The organism is Serratia sp. Z4, assembly GCF_009900725.1.
In the GTDB taxonomy this organism is placed as follows: Bacteria; Pseudomonadota; Gammaproteobacteria; order Enterobacterales; family Enterobacteriaceae; genus Serratia; species Serratia nematodiphila.
Genome location: NZ_JAAABD010000004.1, coordinates 225,520 through 242,737, shown reverse-complemented (window position 1 = coordinate 242,737; position 17,218 = coordinate 225,520). Strand labels below are relative to the sequence as shown.

The following is a 17,218-nucleotide window of genomic DNA, read 5'->3' as shown; positions in this document are numbered from 1 at the left end:
GGTATGTATGACTTAGTAATCAGAGGCGCCAGACTGGCGGACGATACGCTGATCGATCTGGCGGTAAAGGACGGAAAAATAGCCTCGGTGGGGCGGCTGGCGGCGGACGTCAGCGCCGTTCGCCAGCTGGATCTGGCGGGCAACTGCCGCCTGAGCGCCGGTTGGATCGACGCGCACGTGCACTGCTATCCTGAATCGCCGATTTACCATGACGAGCCGGATCGGGTCGGCGTCGCCAGCGGCGTCACCAGCGTGGTCGACGCCGGCAGCACCGGCGCTGACGATATCGACGCCTTTTATCAGCTGACGCGCAGCGCCAAAACCAACGTTTTCGCCTTCCTCAACATCTCGCGCATCGGCCTGCTGCGGCAGAACGAGCTGGCGGAGTTGACGGACATCGACAAGCGTGAGGCCGGCCAGGCCATCGCCAATCACCCCGGTTTCATCATCGGCATCAAGGCGCGCATGAGCAGCAGCGTGGTGGGGAAAAACGGTACCCGGCCGCTGGTGTTGGCCAAAGAGATCCAGCAGGAAAACCGCCAGCTGCCGCTGATGGTGCATATCGGCAACAACCCGCCGGATCTGGACGACATCGCCGATCTGCTGACCCGCGGCGACATCATCACCCACTGCTACAACGGCAAACCGAACCGCATTCTGACGCCGGCGGGCACATTGCGCGAGTCTATCCAGCGCGCGCTGCGGCGCGGCGTGTTGCTCGACGTGGGGCACGGCACCGCCAGCTTCAGCTTCGAGGTGGCGCGCCAGGCGATCAAACTGGGCATTTTGCCGTACACCATCAGCTCCGATATTTACTGCCGCAACCGCATGAACGGGCCGGTGCATAGCCTGGCGACGGTGATGTCCAAATTCTTCAGCGTCGGCCTGACGCTGCCGCAGGTGATCGCCTGCGTGACGGAGAACGCCGCGTCGGCGCTGCAGCTCAGCGGCAAAGGGCGGCTGGAGCCGGGCTATGACGCCGATTTCACGCTGTTTGAACTGCGCCGCGAACCGCAGGTGTTCGCCGACGCCGAAGGGCAAACCGCCGAGGGCGAACGGCTGTTGGTGCCGCTGGCCGCGGTGGTGGCCGGGAAAATCCTATTAACCGAACAAGGGGAGGCAAGCCATGTCTTCGATTTATGAAAAATACGGTTTGAAGCAGGTGATCAACACCTCCGGCCGCATGACCATTCTCGGCGTTTCCACGCCGCGCCAGGACGTGATCGACGCCGTTGATTACGGCCTGAACCACTATTTCGAAATCAAGGATCTGGTCAACAAGACCGGCGCCTATATCGCCGATCTGCTCAACGTGGAGGACGCGGTGATCGTCTCCTGCGCCTCGGCGGGCATCGCCCAGTCGGTGGCGGCGGTGATCGTTAAAGATAACGCCAATCTGCTGGTGAACCTGCATTCGGCGCCGATCGCCGTGCCGCGCGAGATCGTGCTGCCGCGCGGTCACAACGTCAACTTCGGCGCACCGGTGGACACCATGGTGGCGCTGGGCGGCGGCAAGGTAGTGGAGGCGGGCTACGCCAACGAATGTTCGCCGGAGCAGATTGAAGCCTGCATCACGCCGCAGACGGCGGCGATCCTGTACGTCAAATCGCACCACTGCGTACAGAAAAGCATTCTGTCCGTCGAACAGGCGGCGGTGGTGGCGCGCAAACATAACCTGCCGCTGATCGTCGACGCCGCGGCGGAAGAAGATCTGATGTGTTACTACCAGATGGGGGCCGATCTGGTGATCTACAGCGGCGCCAAAGCCATCGAGGGGCCGACCAGCGGCTTGGTTATTGGCAAGAAACAGTACGTCGAGTGGGTGAAGCTGCAGTCCGGCGGCATCGGCCGGGCGATGAAGGTCGGCAAAGAGGGCATCCTCGGCCTGACGCAGGCAATTGAAAGCTATCTGACGCTTGAGAAAACCACCGGGCAACAGATGGTGGCGCGGATGACGCCGTTCCTCAACAGCCTCAACACCCTGACCGGCGTCAGCGCCAAAACCGTCTGGGACAGCGCCGGCCGCGATATCGCCCGCGCCGAGATCACCTTTGATGAGGCGGTGCTGGGGCGGTCGACCTATGACATCGTTCAGGCGCTGAAAACCGGCGATATTGCCATCTACTTCCGCGGCTACAAGGCCAACGAGGGCAAGATTGAGGTCGACGTGCGCAGCGTCGACGAGCAACAGCTGATGACCGTCTTTAGCTGTATCAAGAACCTGTTTACGGAGAAACAAGCATGAAGCTGCAGCCTAACTACTATCGCGACCGCGTCTGCCTGAACGTGCTGGCCGGCTCCAAAGCCAACGCGCAGGACATCTACGCCGCGGCGGAAGGCCATGTGCTGGTGGGCGTGCTCTCCAAGAACTACCCGGACGTCGACAGCGCGGTGACCGACATGCTGCGCTATGCGCGCCTGATCGACAACGCGCTGTCGGTCGGCCTGGGCGCCGGCGATCCGAAGCAGTCGGCGATGGTCAGCCTGATCGCTCAGCAGGTGCAGCCGCAGCACGTTAACCAGGTGTTTACCGGCGTCGGCGCCAGCCGCGCGCTGCTGGGCCAGAACGACAGCGTGGTCAACGGCCTGGTGTCGCCGACCGGCCGCGTCGGCTGGGTGAAGATCTCTACCGGCCCATTGAGCGCCGCGGCGCCGGACGGCATCGTGCCGGTGGAAACCGCCATCGCTTTGCTGAAGGACATGGGCGGCAGTTCCATCAAGTATTTCCCGATGGGCGGCCTGAAGTGCAAGGACGAATACCAATACGTCGCCAAGGCCTGCGCCGAGCATGACTTCATGCTGGAGCCGACCGGCGGCATCGATCTGGAAAACTACGAGCCGATCGTTGAGATCGCCCTGGCGGCCGGCGTGAAACGCGTGATCCCGCATATCTACAGCTCGATCATCGACGCCGCCAGCGGCGACACGCGTCCGCAGGACGTGAAAACCCTGCTGGCGATGACCAAAAAGCTGGTGGGTTGAACGCGTAATGGGATGAGGTAAACGCTGGGAGGCGAAGGTTTTCCCGTGGCGCGGCATGCCGCGCCTTACCTATACTGAGGATTACTATGCGAAACTGGCAGGTTCCAACCCGACGCACCGCGTTGTTCTTGGCGCTGCTGGCCGTGACCGGCCCGGCGCTGCATGCTGAGGATGCAATGAACTCCACGTCATCTCATTTCGCCTATATCGGCACCTACAATCCCAACGGCGAAGGCGTTTACCGGGTGCAGGTCGATCCGGCCAGCGGCGCGTTGAGCCACGCTACGTTGGTCAGCAACGTGCCGAATCCGGCGCAGTTGACGTTGGGTGCTGACGGCAAGACGCTGTATGTCGCCAGTGAAGTGGCCGACTTCAACGGCGGCAAACACGGCGGCATCACCGCTTACCGGGTCAATCCGGCCGATGGCGCACTGACGCAGCTCAACCAGGTAGATTCGCAGGGGGCAGGGCCGGTGTATCTCTCCTTGACGCCGGACGGCCGCCATCTGCTGGTGGCGAACTATGTCAGCGGCAGCGTGGCGGCTTTTCCGATTGAAGCGGACGGCAGCCTGGGCGCCGCCAGCTCGGTGCAGCAACAGCAGGGCCCGGCGGGCGCGGCCAAACCGGCGGCGGCGGTGAACGGCAGCTTCGCCATCAGCGATCACAACGGCCCGCATGCCCATATGATCGCCAGCGATCCGAGCGGCAAGTTCGTGTTCTCCACCGATCTGGGGTTGGATCGCATCTACCAATGGCGCTTTGACGCCGCGAGCGGCCGGCTGACGCCGAACGATCCGCCGTGGATCGCCGCCTCTTCCGCCGGCGCCGGCCCGCGCCACTTTGTGTTCCACCCGGACGGCGACACCGTGCTGCTGGTGAACGAAGAGGCCTCGACGTTGACCAGCTACCGTTTTGATCGCCAAAAAGGTACTCTGAAACAACTGCATGCGGTTTCCGCGCTGCCCGCCGACTATCAGGGCACCAGCTTCGCTTCGGGGCTGGCGCTCAGCAAGAACGGCGACACGCTGTACGTCGCCAACCGGCTGCATAACAGCATTGCCCAGTTCAGCGTGGGCGCCGGCGGCGAGTTGACACCGGTGGCGGAAACCTGGACCCGCGGCGATTATCCGCGTTCGCTGGCGCTGAGCCCGGATGGCCGCTATCTGTATGCGCTGAACCAGCGCAGCGATAACGTCACTCGCTTCAGCGTCAACCCGACGGACGGCAAACTCAGCTTTGTGGGCGGCTATCTGCCGATCGGCAGCCCCTCGCAAATGGCGTTCCTGCCGCCGGCGAAGTAACCCGTGGCCCGCCCGGTTCGCCGGGTGGGCCGCCTGATTGACGGACACAGAATGGTGCGATTTCCTTACCCGCGTTTGGCTTACTTGTTCGATGCTTTGCAAACCGAGACTTTGCCGCAGGATGAGCTGGCGAAGCGTTTCGCCGTGTCCACCCGCACGGTGCGGGCGGATATCACCGCGCTGAACGAGATCCTGGACAAATACGGTGCGCGCTTCGTGCATAGCCGCGGGGCCGGCTATCGTTTGCAGGTCGATAACGCCGCGCTATTCAGCGCCCTGCAGCATCAGGAGCGCCGCAAACAGGCCACCCCGCGCAGCGCGCAGGAGCGGGTGCATTATCTGCTGGTGCGTTTTTTGACCTCAGCCTTCTCCCTCAAACTGGAAGATCTGGCCGACGAGTGGTTCGTCAGCCGCGGCACGCTGCAAAACGACATGGCTGAGGTGAGAGAGCGTCTGGCGCACTATCAATTGACGATCGAAACCAAGCCGCGCTACGGCATGAAGCTGTTCGGCGCGGAGATGGCGATCCGCGCCTGCCTGACCGATCTGCTGTTCCAGCTGCAGTTGGCCGACGCCGAGAACCCGTTGCTCAACAACGAGATCCTGTTGCAGCCTCAGGTGGCGGCGTTCGCCGGATTGTTGCACCCGCTGTTGTCGCAATACGCCATTCGCCTGACCGACGAGGGCGAGCAGTACCTGATCTTCTACTGCGCGGTGGCGCTGCGGCGCATCAACGACGGTTATCCGCTGCCGGACTTCGAGGTGGAGGACGGCGACGAGGCGGTGCGTCAGGTGTCGACCCGTCTGGCGGCGGAGCTGCGCGCGGCCTCCGGCAAAGAGATCTCGATGGCCGAAGAGGCCTATCTGCGGGTCAATATCGCCGCGCGGCGCGTGCAGGACGTGCAGCCGACCGAGATCAACGCCGACGATGAAGAAGCGCTGGTGGACTACATCCTGTCCTACATCAACGCACACTATAACTACAACCTGCAGGGCGACGAGCAGCTGCGGGCCGATCTGCTCACCCATATCAAGACCATGATTACGCGGGTGAAATACCAGATCAACATCCCCAATCCGCTGCTGGCCAACATCAAGCAGCACTATCCGATGGCTTACGACGTGACGCTGGCGGCGGTCTCCAGCTGGGGCAAGTACACGCCTTATACCCTGAGTGAAAACGAGATCGGCTATCTGGTGTTGCACATCGGCGTGGGGCTGGAGCGGCATTACAACATCGGTTATGAACGCCACCCGCAGGTGATGCTGGTGTGCGACACCGGCAACTCGACGGTGCGCATGATCCAGGCGCAGATTGCGCGCAAGTATCCGCAGCTGGTGATGACGCGCATCGTTTCGCTGCGCGATTACGAGATGCTCGCGCACATCGACGAAGACTTCGTGATTTCCAACGCCCGCATCGGCGAGAAGAACAAGCCGGTGGTGGTGATGTCGCCGTTTCCGACCGATTATCAGCTGGAGCAACTGGGCAAGCTGGTGCTGGTGGATCGCACCCGGCCGTACATGCTGGAGAAGTTCTTCGACGCCGAACATTTTATGGTGCTCAACGAGCCGCTGACGCAGGCGGAGCTGTTCAGCCGGGTGTGCGGCCAGCTGGAGCGAGAAGGGTACGTCGGCGCGGACTTTTATCCGTCGGTGGTCGAACGCGAGGCGATCGTTTCCACGCTGCTGGGCGAGGGCATCGCGCTGCCGCATTCGCTGGGGCTGCTGGCGAAGAAGACCGTGGTGGTGACGCTGCTGGCGCCGCAGGGCGTCGCCTGGGGGGAAGGTGAGGTTGCGCACGTGATTTTCCTGCTGGCGATCAGCAAGAGCGATTATGAAGAGGCGATGGCGATCTACGAGCTGTTCGTCACCTTCGTGCGTGAACGTTCAATGAGCCGCCTGCTGGGCAGCGACAGCTTCGACAGCTTCAAAGCGGTGGCGCTGGACTGCCTGAGCCGGAGTTGAGGGCTAATCCGCTTCCGGCAGGAACAGGGCCGGGGGCAGATTGAAACGCTTGGCCAGCGCCATAATGTGCGGAATGGTCAGCGATCTTTTACCGTTCAGGATTTGGTTAACCAACGACTTTTTACCGATCTCATGTTCAAAATCACTTTGGCTGAGTTGGTGCTGTTCCATAAGGACGCGAAGCGCGGCTACCCCCTGTGGTAACTGGGCGATACGCTGGTTGAATGCGGTAAATTCGGCGCTGTTGTCTTCATATTCGGCGATCTTTTTTGCCAGCATGTCAATCAGCGGATGGTGTTCGTCGTTTTCCAGCAGGTATTCCACCAATTCAAGCGCTTCCCGGTAGTCTTGCTGAGCGCGGCTGCCCTGCAACAAGGGCACGGCGCGCAGTAGCGCATCGGCCGCCTTAATGGCATCTGTAATCATGATGAACTCCTTCGATAGTGCTGCATCAGCTTGTCGTATTCGGCGTGGCTAACGATATGCTTTATGAAGACTTTCTGTGTCTCGAAGCTGGCAAAGAACAAGATCCGCAGGTGGTTGCCGCCGACGTCAATGACCCACCATTTCTCTTTGTATTTCATACGATCGAGCGAAGGAAAAAGCGCTTTTAACTCGTCCGGCGTGCGGAACTCGCCCCGTCGCAACGCTTTATAAATGGCCTCGAGAGCAGTGGCTTCATTGGGATATTGCTTCGTTGCGTTATTGAACGGTTCCCTGGAAATGATATGCATCGTTCCTTCGATTCCTACCCGGTGAACATTATAGCGACTGCCGGTGAAGTTCACAAATTGTAAACTTTTCGTTGTCCCGTAAGCAAAGCGTGGGGAAACACCCGCCTGTTGTCTGTTTTTGCGTTACACACTATTGCGATTATCGTGGTGGGGGTAAATCCATGACGTGAATTTACAGGCGGTTACGGCTGATTCTGGAAGCGGATTCGCAAAGTGAGAAACGGGAGGGCTACGTTATGGGAGAGGGGGAGGCAACACATGCGCCGAGGCGACGCATGGGGAGAGTCTCAGCGACTAATCTTCATCAAACCCGGAGTTGAACAGCTCGACCACCGCCGCCAGCGCGTTGACTTCGTCGGGGCCGGTCGCTTCGACTTCGATATGCCGGCCCTGGGCGGAGTCCAGCATCAGCAGCGCGATGACGCTGCTGGCTTCGGCCTCGGTGCCGCTTTCGTTGCGCAGCATCACCTCGGCGTCGAAGCTTTGCACCAGTTCGAACAGTTTCATCGCCGGGCGCGCGTGCATGCCCAGCTTGTTTTTGATTTCAACCGTCTGTTTGACCGTCATTGTTTGCGCTTTTCCAGCGTGCGGTGGCGCGACTGCACGTTCTTGCCGCGCGAGCGGAAGTAATCGGCCAGCTGTTCCGCCACGTACACCGAACGGTGCTTGCCGCCGGTACAGCCGATGGCGACCGTCAGGTAGCTGCGGTTGTTGGTTTCCAGCATCGGCAGCCACTGTTCCAGATAGCTGCGGGTCTGGTAGATGAAGTTGTGCACTTCGGTATGGCGATCGAGGAACGACGCCACCGGTTTGTCCAGGCCGGTCATCGGCCGCAGCTTCGGATCCCAGTGCGGGTTCGGCAGGAAGCGCACGTCGAACACGTAGTCGGCGTCGATCGGGATACCGTGTTTGAAGCCGAAGGATTCGAACACCATGGTCAGTTCGCGCTCGCGCTTGCCCAGCAGGCGGGTGCGCAGCATTTCGGCCAGTTCGTGCACCGACATTTCCGAGGTGTCGATAATCAGGTCCGCCCGCGAGCGCAGCGGTTCGAGCAGATCGCTCTCTTCGTCGATGGCGCTTTCCAGCGACAGGTTTTTGCTGGAGAGCGGGTGCAGGCGGCGGGTGTCGCTGTAACGGCGGATCAGCGTGTTGCGATCGGCGTCGAGGAACAGCAACTGCGGCGAGAAGCTGTCCGGCAGCTGAGTCATCGCGTATTCGAACACTTCCGGTGATTCAGGCATGTTGCGCACGTCGATGCTGACTGCTGCGGAGATATTGCGTTCCGCCAGCGTATTGGCGAGCTGCGGCAGCAGCACTACCGGCAGGTTGTCAACGCAGTAAAAACCCATGTCTTCCAGCGCCCGCAAGGCGACGGATTTTCCGGAACCGGAACGGCCGCTGACAATCATCAGCACCATGTGGCAACTCCCCTGGCATCGCGGCGGCGTTCATCGCCACCGTTAAACTTTGTTATTCCGGCCGTGGCCGGATCCATCATCATAAAACAGTATCGTTATCCGGGCTGGAAGTCACGCCGGCCGGGCATCACTCGGTGATGATTTGGTAAAGTTCTTCGTCGCTCTGCGCGGCGCGCAGGCGGCGGCATACGGTTTTGTCGGCCAGGCGTTTGGCGACCAGCGACAGCGTATGCAAATGGGTTTTGCACTGATCGGCAGGCACCAGCAGCGCGAACAGCAGGTCGACCGGCTGGTTGTCGATAGCGTCGAAAGCGATGGGTTGGTCGAGACGGATAAACACGCCAACGGCCCGCAGTGTGTCCTCTTCCAGTTTGCCGTGGGGAATGGCGATACCGTTGCCGATACCGGTGCTGCCCATGCGCTCCCGGGTGAGAACCGCGTCAAACACCACCTGCGAAGGCAGATTGAGCTGTTTGGCGGCCAGTTCGCTGATAATTTCCAAAGCCCGCTTCTTGCTGGTGCAGTGTACCGAGCTTTTGGTGCACTCGATGTTTAACACCGAGCTTAATTGCATATATTCGTTGTTCATCTCATCTTCACTTAAAACCGCGCCGCCGGGCGAACCCGGCAAGGCGGTTTTTCGTCGGTTTTAACCCTGATTACCGTTCGGCGCGTCACCCATGCGGGTCACGCGCCGAAGGGTGAGGCGGCGACGGATGCCGCCTCATGGAATGGGTTAGGGTGTCAGTGTTGCTTCAATTTGTCTTTATGTTTGTTCAATTGACGTGCCAATTTGTCGATCAGCGTATCAATTGCGGCATACATATTCTCGTCTTCCGAGGTGGCGTGCAACTCGCCTCCATTCACGTGCACCGTTGCTTCCGCAATTTGCTGCGCTTTTTCCACACTTAATACAACATACACCTGATTGATGCGATCAAAGTACTGTTCGAGTTTGGCGAACTTGTTGTTCACGAACTCGCGCAACGGATCGGTGATTTCGATGTGGTGTCCGGTAATGTTGAGCTGCATAGTGTCTTCCTTCTCAATAGAGGTCAAACCAACTGTTTACGCTGGTTCGACGGCGGGATGGACAAAGACTCTCGGTACTTGGCGACGGTGCGCCGCGCCACGATGATCCCCTGATCGGCGAGCAGGGTGGCCAGCTTGCTGTCGCTGAGTGGTTTGGCGGGGTTTTCCGCCGCAATCAATTTCTTCACCAACGCGCGGATCGCCGTCGAGGAGGCTTCGCCGCCGCTGTCGGTATTCACGTGGCTGGAGAAGAAATATTTCAATTCGAAAATGCCGCGCGGGCTGTGCAGAAACTTCTGCGTGGTGACGCGCGAGATCGTCGATTCATGCATCTCTACGGCCTGGGCGATATCCGCCAGCACCATGGGTTTCATAAACTCTTCGCCTTGCTCGAAGAACGCCTGCTGTTGATCGACGATGCAGCGGGTGACCTTCAGCAGCGTCTCATTGCGGCTCTCCAGGCTTTTAATCAGCCACTTGGCTTCCTGCAGATTGCTGCGGATGAACTGGCCGTCGGCTTCGCTGCGGGCGCTGTTGCCCAGCGCGGCGTATTGCTGATTGATCTTCAAACGCGGCACGCTGTCGCCGTTGAGCTCGACCGTCCATTTGTTCTGCGTCTTGCGCACCAGCACGTCCGGAATCACGTATTCCGATTCGCCGGTATTGATCGACTGCCCCGGGCGCGGATCGAGCGACTGAATCAGCAGCATCGCTTCTTTCAGTGTATCTTCTTTTAGCCGGGTTGATCGCATCAGGCTGCGAAAGTCGTGGTTGGCCAGCAGATCCAGATGGTCGCTGATGATCAGCCGCGCTTCGGCCAGGTAAGGGGTGTCTTTGGCGTATTGGGAGAGCTGCACCAGCAGGCAATCGCGCAGATCGCGCGCGGCGACGCCGATCGGATCGAAACGTTGCACGCGCTTCAACACCGCCTCGACTTCCTCGAGGGTCACGTTTTCGTCGCCCAGGCTTTCCAGAATGTCTTCCAGCGGCACGGTGAGATAGCCGGTGTCGTCCACCGCGTCGACGATGGAGGTGGCGATGGCGGCGTCGGTATCGGAAAACGGCGTCAGATCCACCTGCCACATCAGGTAATCCTGCAGCGTTTGGGTGGTCTCGCCCTGATAGACCGGCAGCTCGTCGTCGCTGTAGTCGGTGCCGGTGCCGGACGGCGTGCCGGCGGTGTAGATCTCATCCCAGGTGGCGTCCAGCGGCAGCTCTTCCGGCATGTCTTTCTGTTCCAGCGCCTCGCGGGTATCGAGCCCCTCGGTCTCCTGGGTTTCTTTGGCGTCGATTTCGTCGTGCAGATCGGTCTGTTCAAGCAGCGGATTGCTCTCCAGCGCCAGCTGGATCTCTTGCTGAAGCTCAAGCGTGGACAACTGCAGCAGGCGGATCGCCTGCTGGAGCTGAGGAGTCATGGCCAGCTGTTGACTGAGCCTGAGTTGCAAACCTTGCTTCATAGTTTTCTGTCTACTTCCGTTAACGGTGTCGCCCCGCAGGGCGCGCCGGCGCTTAGAGGCGGAACTCTTCGCCCAGATAAACGCGTTTAACCTGCTCGTCGGCCAGAATAGCATCCGGCGTGCCGTGGGCAATCAGTTTGCCCTGGCTGACGATGTAGGCGCGTTCACATACGTCCAGCGTCTCGCGCACGTTGTGGTCGGTGATCAGCACGCCCAGGCCGCTGTCACGCAGGTGCTCGATGATTTTTTTGATGTCGATAACGGAAATCGGATCCACCCCGGCGAAGGGTTCGTCCAGCAGAATGAATTTCGGGTTGGCCGCCAGCGCGCGGGCGATTTCGACGCGGCGGCGTTCACCGCCGGACAACGCCTGGCCAAGGCTGTCGCGCAGATGGGAGATATGGAACTCTTCCATCAGCTCCTTGGCACGGTCTTCGCGCTGTTCGCTGGTGAGGTCGGGACGGATCTCCAGCACCGCCATCAGGTTGTCGTACACGCTCAGGCGGCGGAAGATCGACGCTTCCTGCGGCAGGTAACCAATACCGCGGCGCGCGCGGGCGTGCAGCGGCAGCAGGCTGATGTCTTCTTCGTCGATCACGATGCGCCCGGCGTCGCGCGGCACGATGCCGACCACCATGTAGAAGGTGGTGGTTTTACCGGCGCCGTTCGGGCCGAGCAGGCCGACGATCTCGCCGGATTTCACTTTCAGGCTGACGTCTTCGACAACTTTACGGCCCTTGTAGGCTTTCGCCAGGTTTTCTGCGATGAGTGTTGCCATAAGTGATTAGTTACTCTTTTTTTGCTCGTTTTTGTCTTGCAACTGCGACGGTACCAGAACCGTTGTCACGCGTTTGCCTTTATCGCTAAACGCCTGCATTTGCTGCTGTTGCACCAGATAGGTGATGCGATCGCCTTTCACGTTGCTGTCGAGCTGCTCCAGATAGGCGTTGCCCGTCAGGGTCACCAGCTGGGTCGCCACGTCGTAACGCACTTTCTGCGCGTGGCCTTTGACCGGCTTGCCGCTGTCCTGCATCTGGTAGAAGGTTACCGGGTTGCCGAACGCTTCAATATAGGTCTTATTCTGATCTCCGCCCGGGCGGGTGACTACCACCTTGTCGGCGCGAATATCGATGGTGCCCTGTTTGATCACCACGTTGTCGGTGAAGGTGCTGACGTTGCTTTGCATGTCCAACGACTGCTTGAGCGAGTCGATGCTGACCGGCTGGCTGGAGTCGGATTTCAGCGCCAGAGCGGGGGCGCTGGCGGCCAAAACTAAGCTGCCGAGCAACAGGTTACGGAGTTGGTTTTTGGTTCTGAATTTCATAGTTGGTCTTAACCTTATCAATCAGCTCAGCGGTTTTGGTCCGCAGGTTCCCACGCATTTTCATGCCGTTAGAGGTAAAATTGGTCCCGTAAAGCGTGACTTCGTCATCGGAGGTGACGTCCTGGGTGACCAGGTTTACCTGAGCGTTGTCCGTCTTAATTTTTTCCAGCTGCGAGGTGGTGGTCAGGCTGTTCACCTCGACGTGACCATACAGATACAGCATTCGGTCTTTAGTCAGTTTGGCGCGATCGGCGCGAACTGACCAGGTGGCCACCGCATTCTCATCGAACAGCGTCATCACCGGCTGGGTGAACCAGCTCAGCTCGCCGGCGGTGTAATACTTCGCGTCTTCCGCCACCAGTTTGTAATTCAGCTTGCCGGCCGGGTTGTACACCACGGTGACCGTGTGCTGGCTCTGGTAGGTCGGATCCTGATCGTTGACCGGGCCAGGGGCCGTGTCGTCGCTGAAGTCCGTCATGTTCCAGCCGATCAGCGCCAGAACGATCACCGTCAACAGGATGGTGATCCACAGTTTGGTTTTACTCATATCGACAGCCCTTTGGCGTCCTCCAGCTTATTTTGAGCCAAAAGAATGATGTCGCACAGTTCGCGTACCGCGCCGCGGCCGCCGGCAATGCGGGTGACGTAGTGGGCGCGCGGCGTCAGCAGCGGATGGGCGTCCGCCACTGCGACCGCCAGGCCGACCTGCGCCATCACCGGCCAGTCGATCAGGTCATCGCCGATATAGGCGACCTGATCCGCCGTTAACGACAGTTTATCCAACAGTTCGCGGAAGGCCAAAAGCTTATCGGACTGCCCCTGATACAGATGGGTGATGCCGAGCGTCTGCGCGCGGTCCTCCAGCAGCTTGGCGGAGCGCCCGGTGATGATCGCCACCTCGATGTCTGAGGTTTTCAAGCAGCGGATGCCGTAGCCGTCGCGCACGTTGAACGCCTTCAGTTCTTCACCGTTGTTGCCCATGAAGATCAGGCCGTCCGACAGCACGCCGTCAACGTCGCAAATCAACAGGCGGATGTTCCCGGCACGCGCCATAACCTCTTGTTCTACCGGCCCGTAGCAGGTTTCTACCATACCCATTCCGTTCTATTCCTTAATTAAACGACGCCGGCGCGCAGCATGTCATGCATATGTACCACACCCAGCAACTGGTCGCCATCGGCAACCAGCAGCGCGGTGATGTGGCGTTGTTGCATCAGGTTCAATGCATCGACCGCCAGGAGGTTGGGGCGCACCCGCACGCCGCCCGGCGTCATGACATCGGCAATCTTCGCCTCGTGCAGGTTGATGCCCATGTCGAACACCCGGCGCAGGTCGCCATCGGTAAAGATGCCGGCGATTTTCATCAGATCGTCGCAGATCACCGTCAGGCCCAGATTTTTGCGGGTGATTTCCAGCAACGCGTCGCGCAACGAGGCGTCGGCGCTGACGTGGGGAATTTCATCGCCGCTGTGCATGATATCGCTAACCCGCAGCAGCAGTTTGCGGCCGAGTGCGCCGCCCGGATGCGACAGCGCGAAATCTTCCGGCGTGAAACCGCGCGCTTTCAGCAGCGCGACGGCCAGCGCATCGCCCATCACCAGCGTGGCGGTGGTGCTGGTGGTCGGCGCCAGCCCCAGCGGGCAGGCTTCCTGCGGCACCTTGATGCACAGGTGGATATCCGCCGCTTTACCCATCGAGCTTTCCGGATTGTTAGTCATACAGATGAGGGTGATCTGTTGGCGTTTCAACACCGGGATCAGCGCCAGGATCTCGCTGGACTCGCCGGAGTTGGAGATGGCGAGCACGATGTCCTGCGGGGTGACCATGCCCAAATCGCCATGGCTGGCCTCCGCCGGATGAACGAAGAATGAGGGCGTGCCGGTGCTGGCGAAGGTCGCGGCGATCTTGCAGCCGATGTGGCCGGATTTGCCCATGCCCATCACCACCACTTTGCCGCCGCAGGCGGCGATGGTTTCGCAGGCGCGGGTGAAGTCTGCGTTGATGTAGCTGTCGAGCTGAGCCAGCCCTTCACGCTCTATCTGAAGCACTTCTTTGCCGGCCTGTTGAAAATCGAAGCCCGGTTGCAACTCAATGTTCGACATACTCATTCCCGTCGGTTTAGCCGAAAGTACTGAAAGGGTTAAAGAACAGCACCGCAAGATACGCAATAAAGCCGCATAATAACAGCGCGCCCGCCAGGTGGCCGATGCGATGTTTGCGGCCGATGCACAGCACGCTCAGCAGCACGCTGGCCGCCAGCATCACCCAGTAATCGCGCTGGAAGGCGGCGGTGTCAACGCTGCCCGGCGACAGCAGGGCGGGTACGCCCAGCACGATCACCGTGTTGAAAATATTGGAGCCGATGATATTGCCAATCGCCATATCATCCTCGCCCTTGAGCGCCCCGGCGATGGAGGTGGCCAGTTCGGGCAGGCTGGTGCCGATGGCGATAATGGTCAAACCGACCACCAGTTCGCTCAGACCGAAATAGTGCGCGATCACCGTCGCGTTATCGACCACCATTCTGGAAGAGAGCGGCAGAATGATAAACGCCAGCACCAGCCACAGCACCGCCACGGTATTGCTGCTGTCCTGCGGCAGCTCGGCGATCTGCTCCATGGTCAGGCTGTCGCTGCCCTCGCGCTGCGCCAGCCGGGCGATTTTCAGCATCAGCAGGATGAAGCCGGCGGCGGCGGCCAGCAGCAGCACGCCGTCCAGCCTGCTCAGGGTGCCGTCCATCAACACGAAACCGCATAATACTGTGACCGCTAACATCAGCGGCAGTTCGCGCCGCAGTATCTCAGAGCGCGCGGCCAGCGGGTGAATCAGCGCCGCCACGCCCAGAATCAATAAAATGTTGGTGATGTTGGAACCTAATACGTTGCCAACGGCCATATCTATCTGCCCGTTCAGCGCGGCGGTGGTAGACACGATCAGCTCCGGCAGCGAGGTGCCGATGCCGACGATGGTCATGCCGATGATCAGCGGCGGTACGCCGAGCGAGCGGGAAATCACGGCAGCACCATAAACTAAGCGGTCTGCACCGTACACCAGTAGAAATAAACCAACGATTAATAATGCTATCGCGAGAAACATGCAGGGTCCTTTGTCGGGTATTATCCCGGTTCGTTGGTTAAAGCCGTCAATGCGGCGGTATTGCTTGCCCTCCGTTGCGCGCGTTTGAGCCGCAGCAACGGTTTTCCCCGGCTAATAGTTGAACAGTTTCGTTTTTTTCGTTATGGCGCCAATTTTGACCGGGTGGCGCGGAAAAGTAAAACCAATGGCACCATTGGTTGCGAAATGGCAGTAAGTTTTTGTAAAGATGAGACGGATTGCGCCCATTGCTTTAACATCACGGGTAGATTCAGCAAAAGATGAGTCGTAAAGGGTCCATTAACATGCTCCAAAAGGCAGATAATTTGGTCGAAGTGCGCGACATGAGCTTCTCGCGCGGCGACCGACGGATATTTGAAGACATCAACCTGACGGTGCCCCGCGGTAAGGTCACGGCGATCATGGGGCCATCAGGGATCGGCAAAACCACGCTGCTGCGCCTGATCGGCGGCCAACTGGCGCCGGACAGCGGGGAGATTTGGTTCGACGGCGACAACATTCCCGCGTTGTCCCGCCGTCAGTTATACGACGCGCGCAAAAAGATGAGCATGCTGTTCCAGTCGGGCGCGCTGTTTACCGATTTGACCGTATTCGAAAACGTGGCCTACCCGCTGCGCGAGCACAGCAACCTGCCGGAGCCTTTGTTGCACAGCACGGTGCTGATGAAGCTGGAAGCGGTGGGGCTGCGCGGCGCGGCCCAGCTGATGCCCAATGAGCTTTCCGGCGGCATGGCGCGCCGGGCGGCGTTGGCGCGCGCGATCGCGCTGGACCCTGAGATGATCATGTTCGACGAACCCTTCGTTGGCCAGGATCCGATCACCATGGGGGTGCTGGTCAAGCTGATCGACGAGCTGAACCATGCGCTGGGCATTACCTGCATCGTGGTGTCGCACGACGTGCCGGAGGTGCTGAGCATCGCCGACTACGCCTACATCGTGGCCGACAACCGGGTGATCGCCGAAGGCACCACGCAGCAATTGCAGAACAATCCTGATGCGCGCGTGCGCCAGTTCCTGGATGGTATAGCGGATGGGCCGGTGCCGTTCCGCTATCCGGCCGGGGATTATCAGACCGAACTGCTAGGCTTAGGGAGTAAATAAGCTCATGTTATTAAGAGCGTTAGCGTCGTTGGGGCGCAGTGGCATCAACACCAGCGCCAGCTTCGGCCGCGCCGGGTTGATGCTGTTCAACGCGTTGATTGGCCGGCCGGAACCCGGCAAGCAGTGGCCGCTATTGTTGAAACAGCTTTACAGCGTCGGCGTGCAGTCGCTGCTGATCATCATGGTCTCCGGGCTGTTTATCGGCATGGTGCTGGGCCTGCAGGGCTATATCGTGCTCACCACCTACAGCGCCGAGGCCAGCCTTGGCATGATGGTGGCGCTGTCGCTGCTGCGCGAGCTGGGGCCGGTGGTCACGGCGCTGCTGTTTGCCGGCCGCGCCGGTTCCGCGCTCACGGCGGAAATCGGCCTGATGAAGGCGACGGAGCAGATCTCCAGCCTGGAAATGATGGCGGTCGATCCGCTGCGGCGCATCGTGGCACCGCGCTTCTGGGCCGGACTTATCAGCATGCCGCTGCTGACCATCATCTTCGTGGCGATCGGCATTTGGGGCGGTTCGGTGGTCGGCGTGGATTGGAAGGGCATCGACAGCGGCTTCTTCTGGTCGGCGATGCAGGGCGCCGTGGAGTGGAAAAAAGATCTGCTCAACTGCCTGATCAAAAGCGTGGTATTCGCCATTACCGTAACCTGGATTGCCATTTTCAATGGGTACGACGCCGTGCCTACCTCTGAAGGGATTAGCCGGGCGACGACGCGTACCGTGGTGCATTCGTCACTGGCGGTGTTGGGATTGGATTTCGTGCTGACCGCACTGATGTTTGGGAATTGAT

General features: G+C 59.9%; 20 protein-coding genes. 7 read left to right on the top strand and 13 right to left on the bottom strand.

Features of this window, described 5'->3' with window-relative positions:
• Positions 1 to 3: 3 nt before the first annotated feature.
• The 5 genes from GT753_RS17045 (at position 4) to GT753_RS17025 (ending at position 6,251) form a co-directional block, all read left to right on the top strand.
• Positions 4 to 1,143, top strand: coding sequence for an amidohydrolase/deacetylase family metallohydrolase (locus GT753_RS17045; protein WP_021505111.1), 1,140 nt, complete (start codon positions 4 to 6; stop codon positions 1,141 to 1,143).
• Positions 1,127 to 2,245: a DgaE family pyridoxal phosphate-dependent ammonia lyase gene (locus tag GT753_RS17040; protein WP_021505110.1), complete on the top strand. Its 1,119-nt coding sequence runs from the start codon at positions 1,127 to 1,129 to the stop codon at positions 2,243 to 2,245. The genes GT753_RS17045 and GT753_RS17040 overlap by 17 nt, the downstream gene beginning before the upstream one ends.
• Positions 2,242 to 2,982 carry a KDGP aldolase family protein gene (locus GT753_RS17035; RefSeq protein WP_004937022.1) on the top strand — a complete coding sequence of 247 codons (741 nt, stop codon included), beginning with the start codon at positions 2,242 to 2,244 and terminating at the stop codon, positions 2,980 to 2,982. The genes GT753_RS17040 and GT753_RS17035 overlap by 4 nt, the downstream gene beginning before the upstream one ends.
• Before the next feature lie 86 nt (positions 2,983 to 3,068).
• Positions 3,069 to 4,283, top strand: coding sequence for a lactonase family protein (locus tag GT753_RS17030; protein ID WP_015379180.1), 1,215 nt, complete (start codon positions 3,069 to 3,071; stop codon positions 4,281 to 4,283).
• A 51-nt stretch (positions 4,284 to 4,334) separates the two neighbouring features.
• Entirely contained in the window at positions 4,335 to 6,251 is a 1,917-nt protein-coding gene (locus tag GT753_RS17025) for a transcription antiterminator (RefSeq protein ID WP_015379179.1), read from the top strand.
• 3 nt (positions 6,252 to 6,254) lie between these two features.
• Here the strand turns inward: GT753_RS17025 and GT753_RS17020 are convergent, their stop codons facing one another.
• The 13 genes from GT753_RS17020 to GT753_RS16960 form a co-directional block, all read right to left on the bottom strand.
• Positions 6,255 to 6,677: a type II toxin-antitoxin system HigA family antitoxin gene (locus GT753_RS17020; protein ID WP_015379178.1), complete on the bottom strand. Its 423-nt coding sequence runs from the start codon at positions 6,675 to 6,677 to the stop codon at positions 6,255 to 6,257.
• Complete coding sequence (locus GT753_RS17015) at positions 6,674 to 6,985, bottom strand: type II toxin-antitoxin system HigB family toxin (RefSeq protein WP_004937033.1); 312 nt, start codon at positions 6,983 to 6,985, stop codon at positions 6,674 to 6,676. Before GT753_RS17015 ends, GT753_RS17020 begins: the two co-directional genes overlap by 4 nt.
• Before the next feature lie 294 nt (positions 6,986 to 7,279).
• On the bottom strand, positions 7,280 to 7,552 hold the full coding sequence (gene npr / locus GT753_RS17010; RefSeq protein ID WP_004937034.1) for a PTS phosphocarrier protein NPr: 273 nt from the start codon (positions 7,550 to 7,552) through the stop codon (positions 7,280 to 7,282).
• A complete protein-coding gene (rapZ, locus tag GT753_RS17005; protein WP_015379177.1) occupies positions 7,549 to 8,403 on the bottom strand; it encodes an RNase adapter RapZ in 855 nt (284 codons plus the stop codon). Before rapZ ends, npr begins: the two co-directional genes overlap by 4 nt.
• Positions 8,404 to 8,530: 127 nt before the next feature.
• Entirely contained in the window at positions 8,531 to 8,992 is a 462-nt protein-coding gene (gene ptsN / locus GT753_RS17000; RefSeq protein ID WP_016930212.1) for a PTS IIA-like nitrogen regulatory protein PtsN, read from the bottom strand.
• Positions 8,993 to 9,147: 155 nt separating this feature from the next.
• Positions 9,148 to 9,435 carry a ribosome hibernation promoting factor gene (hpf, locus tag GT753_RS16995; RefSeq protein WP_160125786.1) on the bottom strand — a complete coding sequence of 96 codons (288 nt, stop codon included), beginning with the start codon at positions 9,433 to 9,435 and terminating at the stop codon, positions 9,148 to 9,150.
• A gap of 23 nt (positions 9,436 to 9,458) precedes the next feature.
• Entirely contained in the window at positions 9,459 to 10,892 is a 1,434-nt protein-coding gene (gene rpoN, locus GT753_RS16990; RefSeq protein ID WP_021505109.1) for an RNA polymerase factor sigma-54, read from the bottom strand.
• A gap of 52 nt (positions 10,893 to 10,944) precedes the next feature.
• Positions 10,945 to 11,670: an LPS export ABC transporter ATP-binding protein gene (gene lptB, locus GT753_RS16985; RefSeq protein ID WP_004937040.1), complete on the bottom strand. Its 726-nt coding sequence runs from the start codon at positions 11,668 to 11,670 to the stop codon at positions 10,945 to 10,947.
• A 6-nt stretch (positions 11,671 to 11,676) separates the two neighbouring features.
• Positions 11,677 to 12,216: a lipopolysaccharide ABC transporter substrate-binding protein LptA gene (gene lptA / locus GT753_RS16980; RefSeq protein ID WP_004937045.1), complete on the bottom strand. Its 540-nt coding sequence runs from the start codon at positions 12,214 to 12,216 to the stop codon at positions 11,677 to 11,679.
• Positions 12,185 to 12,763 carry an LPS export ABC transporter periplasmic protein LptC gene (gene lptC, locus GT753_RS16975; RefSeq protein ID WP_004937047.1) on the bottom strand — a complete coding sequence of 193 codons (579 nt, stop codon included), beginning with the start codon at positions 12,761 to 12,763 and terminating at the stop codon, positions 12,185 to 12,187. Before lptC ends, lptA begins: the two co-directional genes overlap by 32 nt.
• Positions 12,760 to 13,314 carry a 3-deoxy-manno-octulosonate-8-phosphatase KdsC gene (kdsC, locus tag GT753_RS16970; RefSeq protein WP_021505108.1) on the bottom strand — a complete coding sequence of 185 codons (555 nt, stop codon included), beginning with the start codon at positions 13,312 to 13,314 and terminating at the stop codon, positions 12,760 to 12,762. Before kdsC ends, lptC begins: the two co-directional genes overlap by 4 nt.
• A 17-nt stretch (positions 13,315 to 13,331) precedes the next feature.
• Positions 13,332 to 14,318 (bottom strand): arabinose-5-phosphate isomerase KdsD, encoded by a 987-nt coding sequence (gene kdsD / locus GT753_RS16965; RefSeq protein WP_033632015.1) that lies wholly within the window; start codon positions 14,316 to 14,318, stop codon positions 13,332 to 13,334.
• Positions 14,319 to 14,334: 16 nt separating this feature from the next.
• Positions 14,335 to 15,312 (bottom strand): calcium/sodium antiporter, encoded by a 978-nt coding sequence (locus GT753_RS16960; protein WP_004937053.1) that lies wholly within the window; start codon positions 15,310 to 15,312, stop codon positions 14,335 to 14,337.
• A gap of 302 nt (positions 15,313 to 15,614) precedes the next feature.
• Here GT753_RS16960 and mlaF point away from each other — a divergent pair, with 302 nt between their 5' ends.
• Together mlaF and mlaE are read left to right on the top strand one after the other, a co-directional pair.
• Complete coding sequence (gene mlaF, locus GT753_RS16955; protein ID WP_015379174.1) at positions 15,615 to 16,430, top strand: phospholipid ABC transporter ATP-binding protein MlaF; 816 nt, start codon at positions 15,615 to 15,617, stop codon at positions 16,428 to 16,430.
• A gap of 4 nt (positions 16,431 to 16,434) precedes the next feature.
• On the top strand, positions 16,435 to 17,217 hold the full coding sequence (gene mlaE, locus GT753_RS16950; RefSeq protein ID WP_004937059.1) for a lipid asymmetry maintenance ABC transporter permease subunit MlaE: 783 nt from the start codon (positions 16,435 to 16,437) through the stop codon (positions 17,215 to 17,217).
• Position 17,218 lies beyond the last annotated feature (1 nt).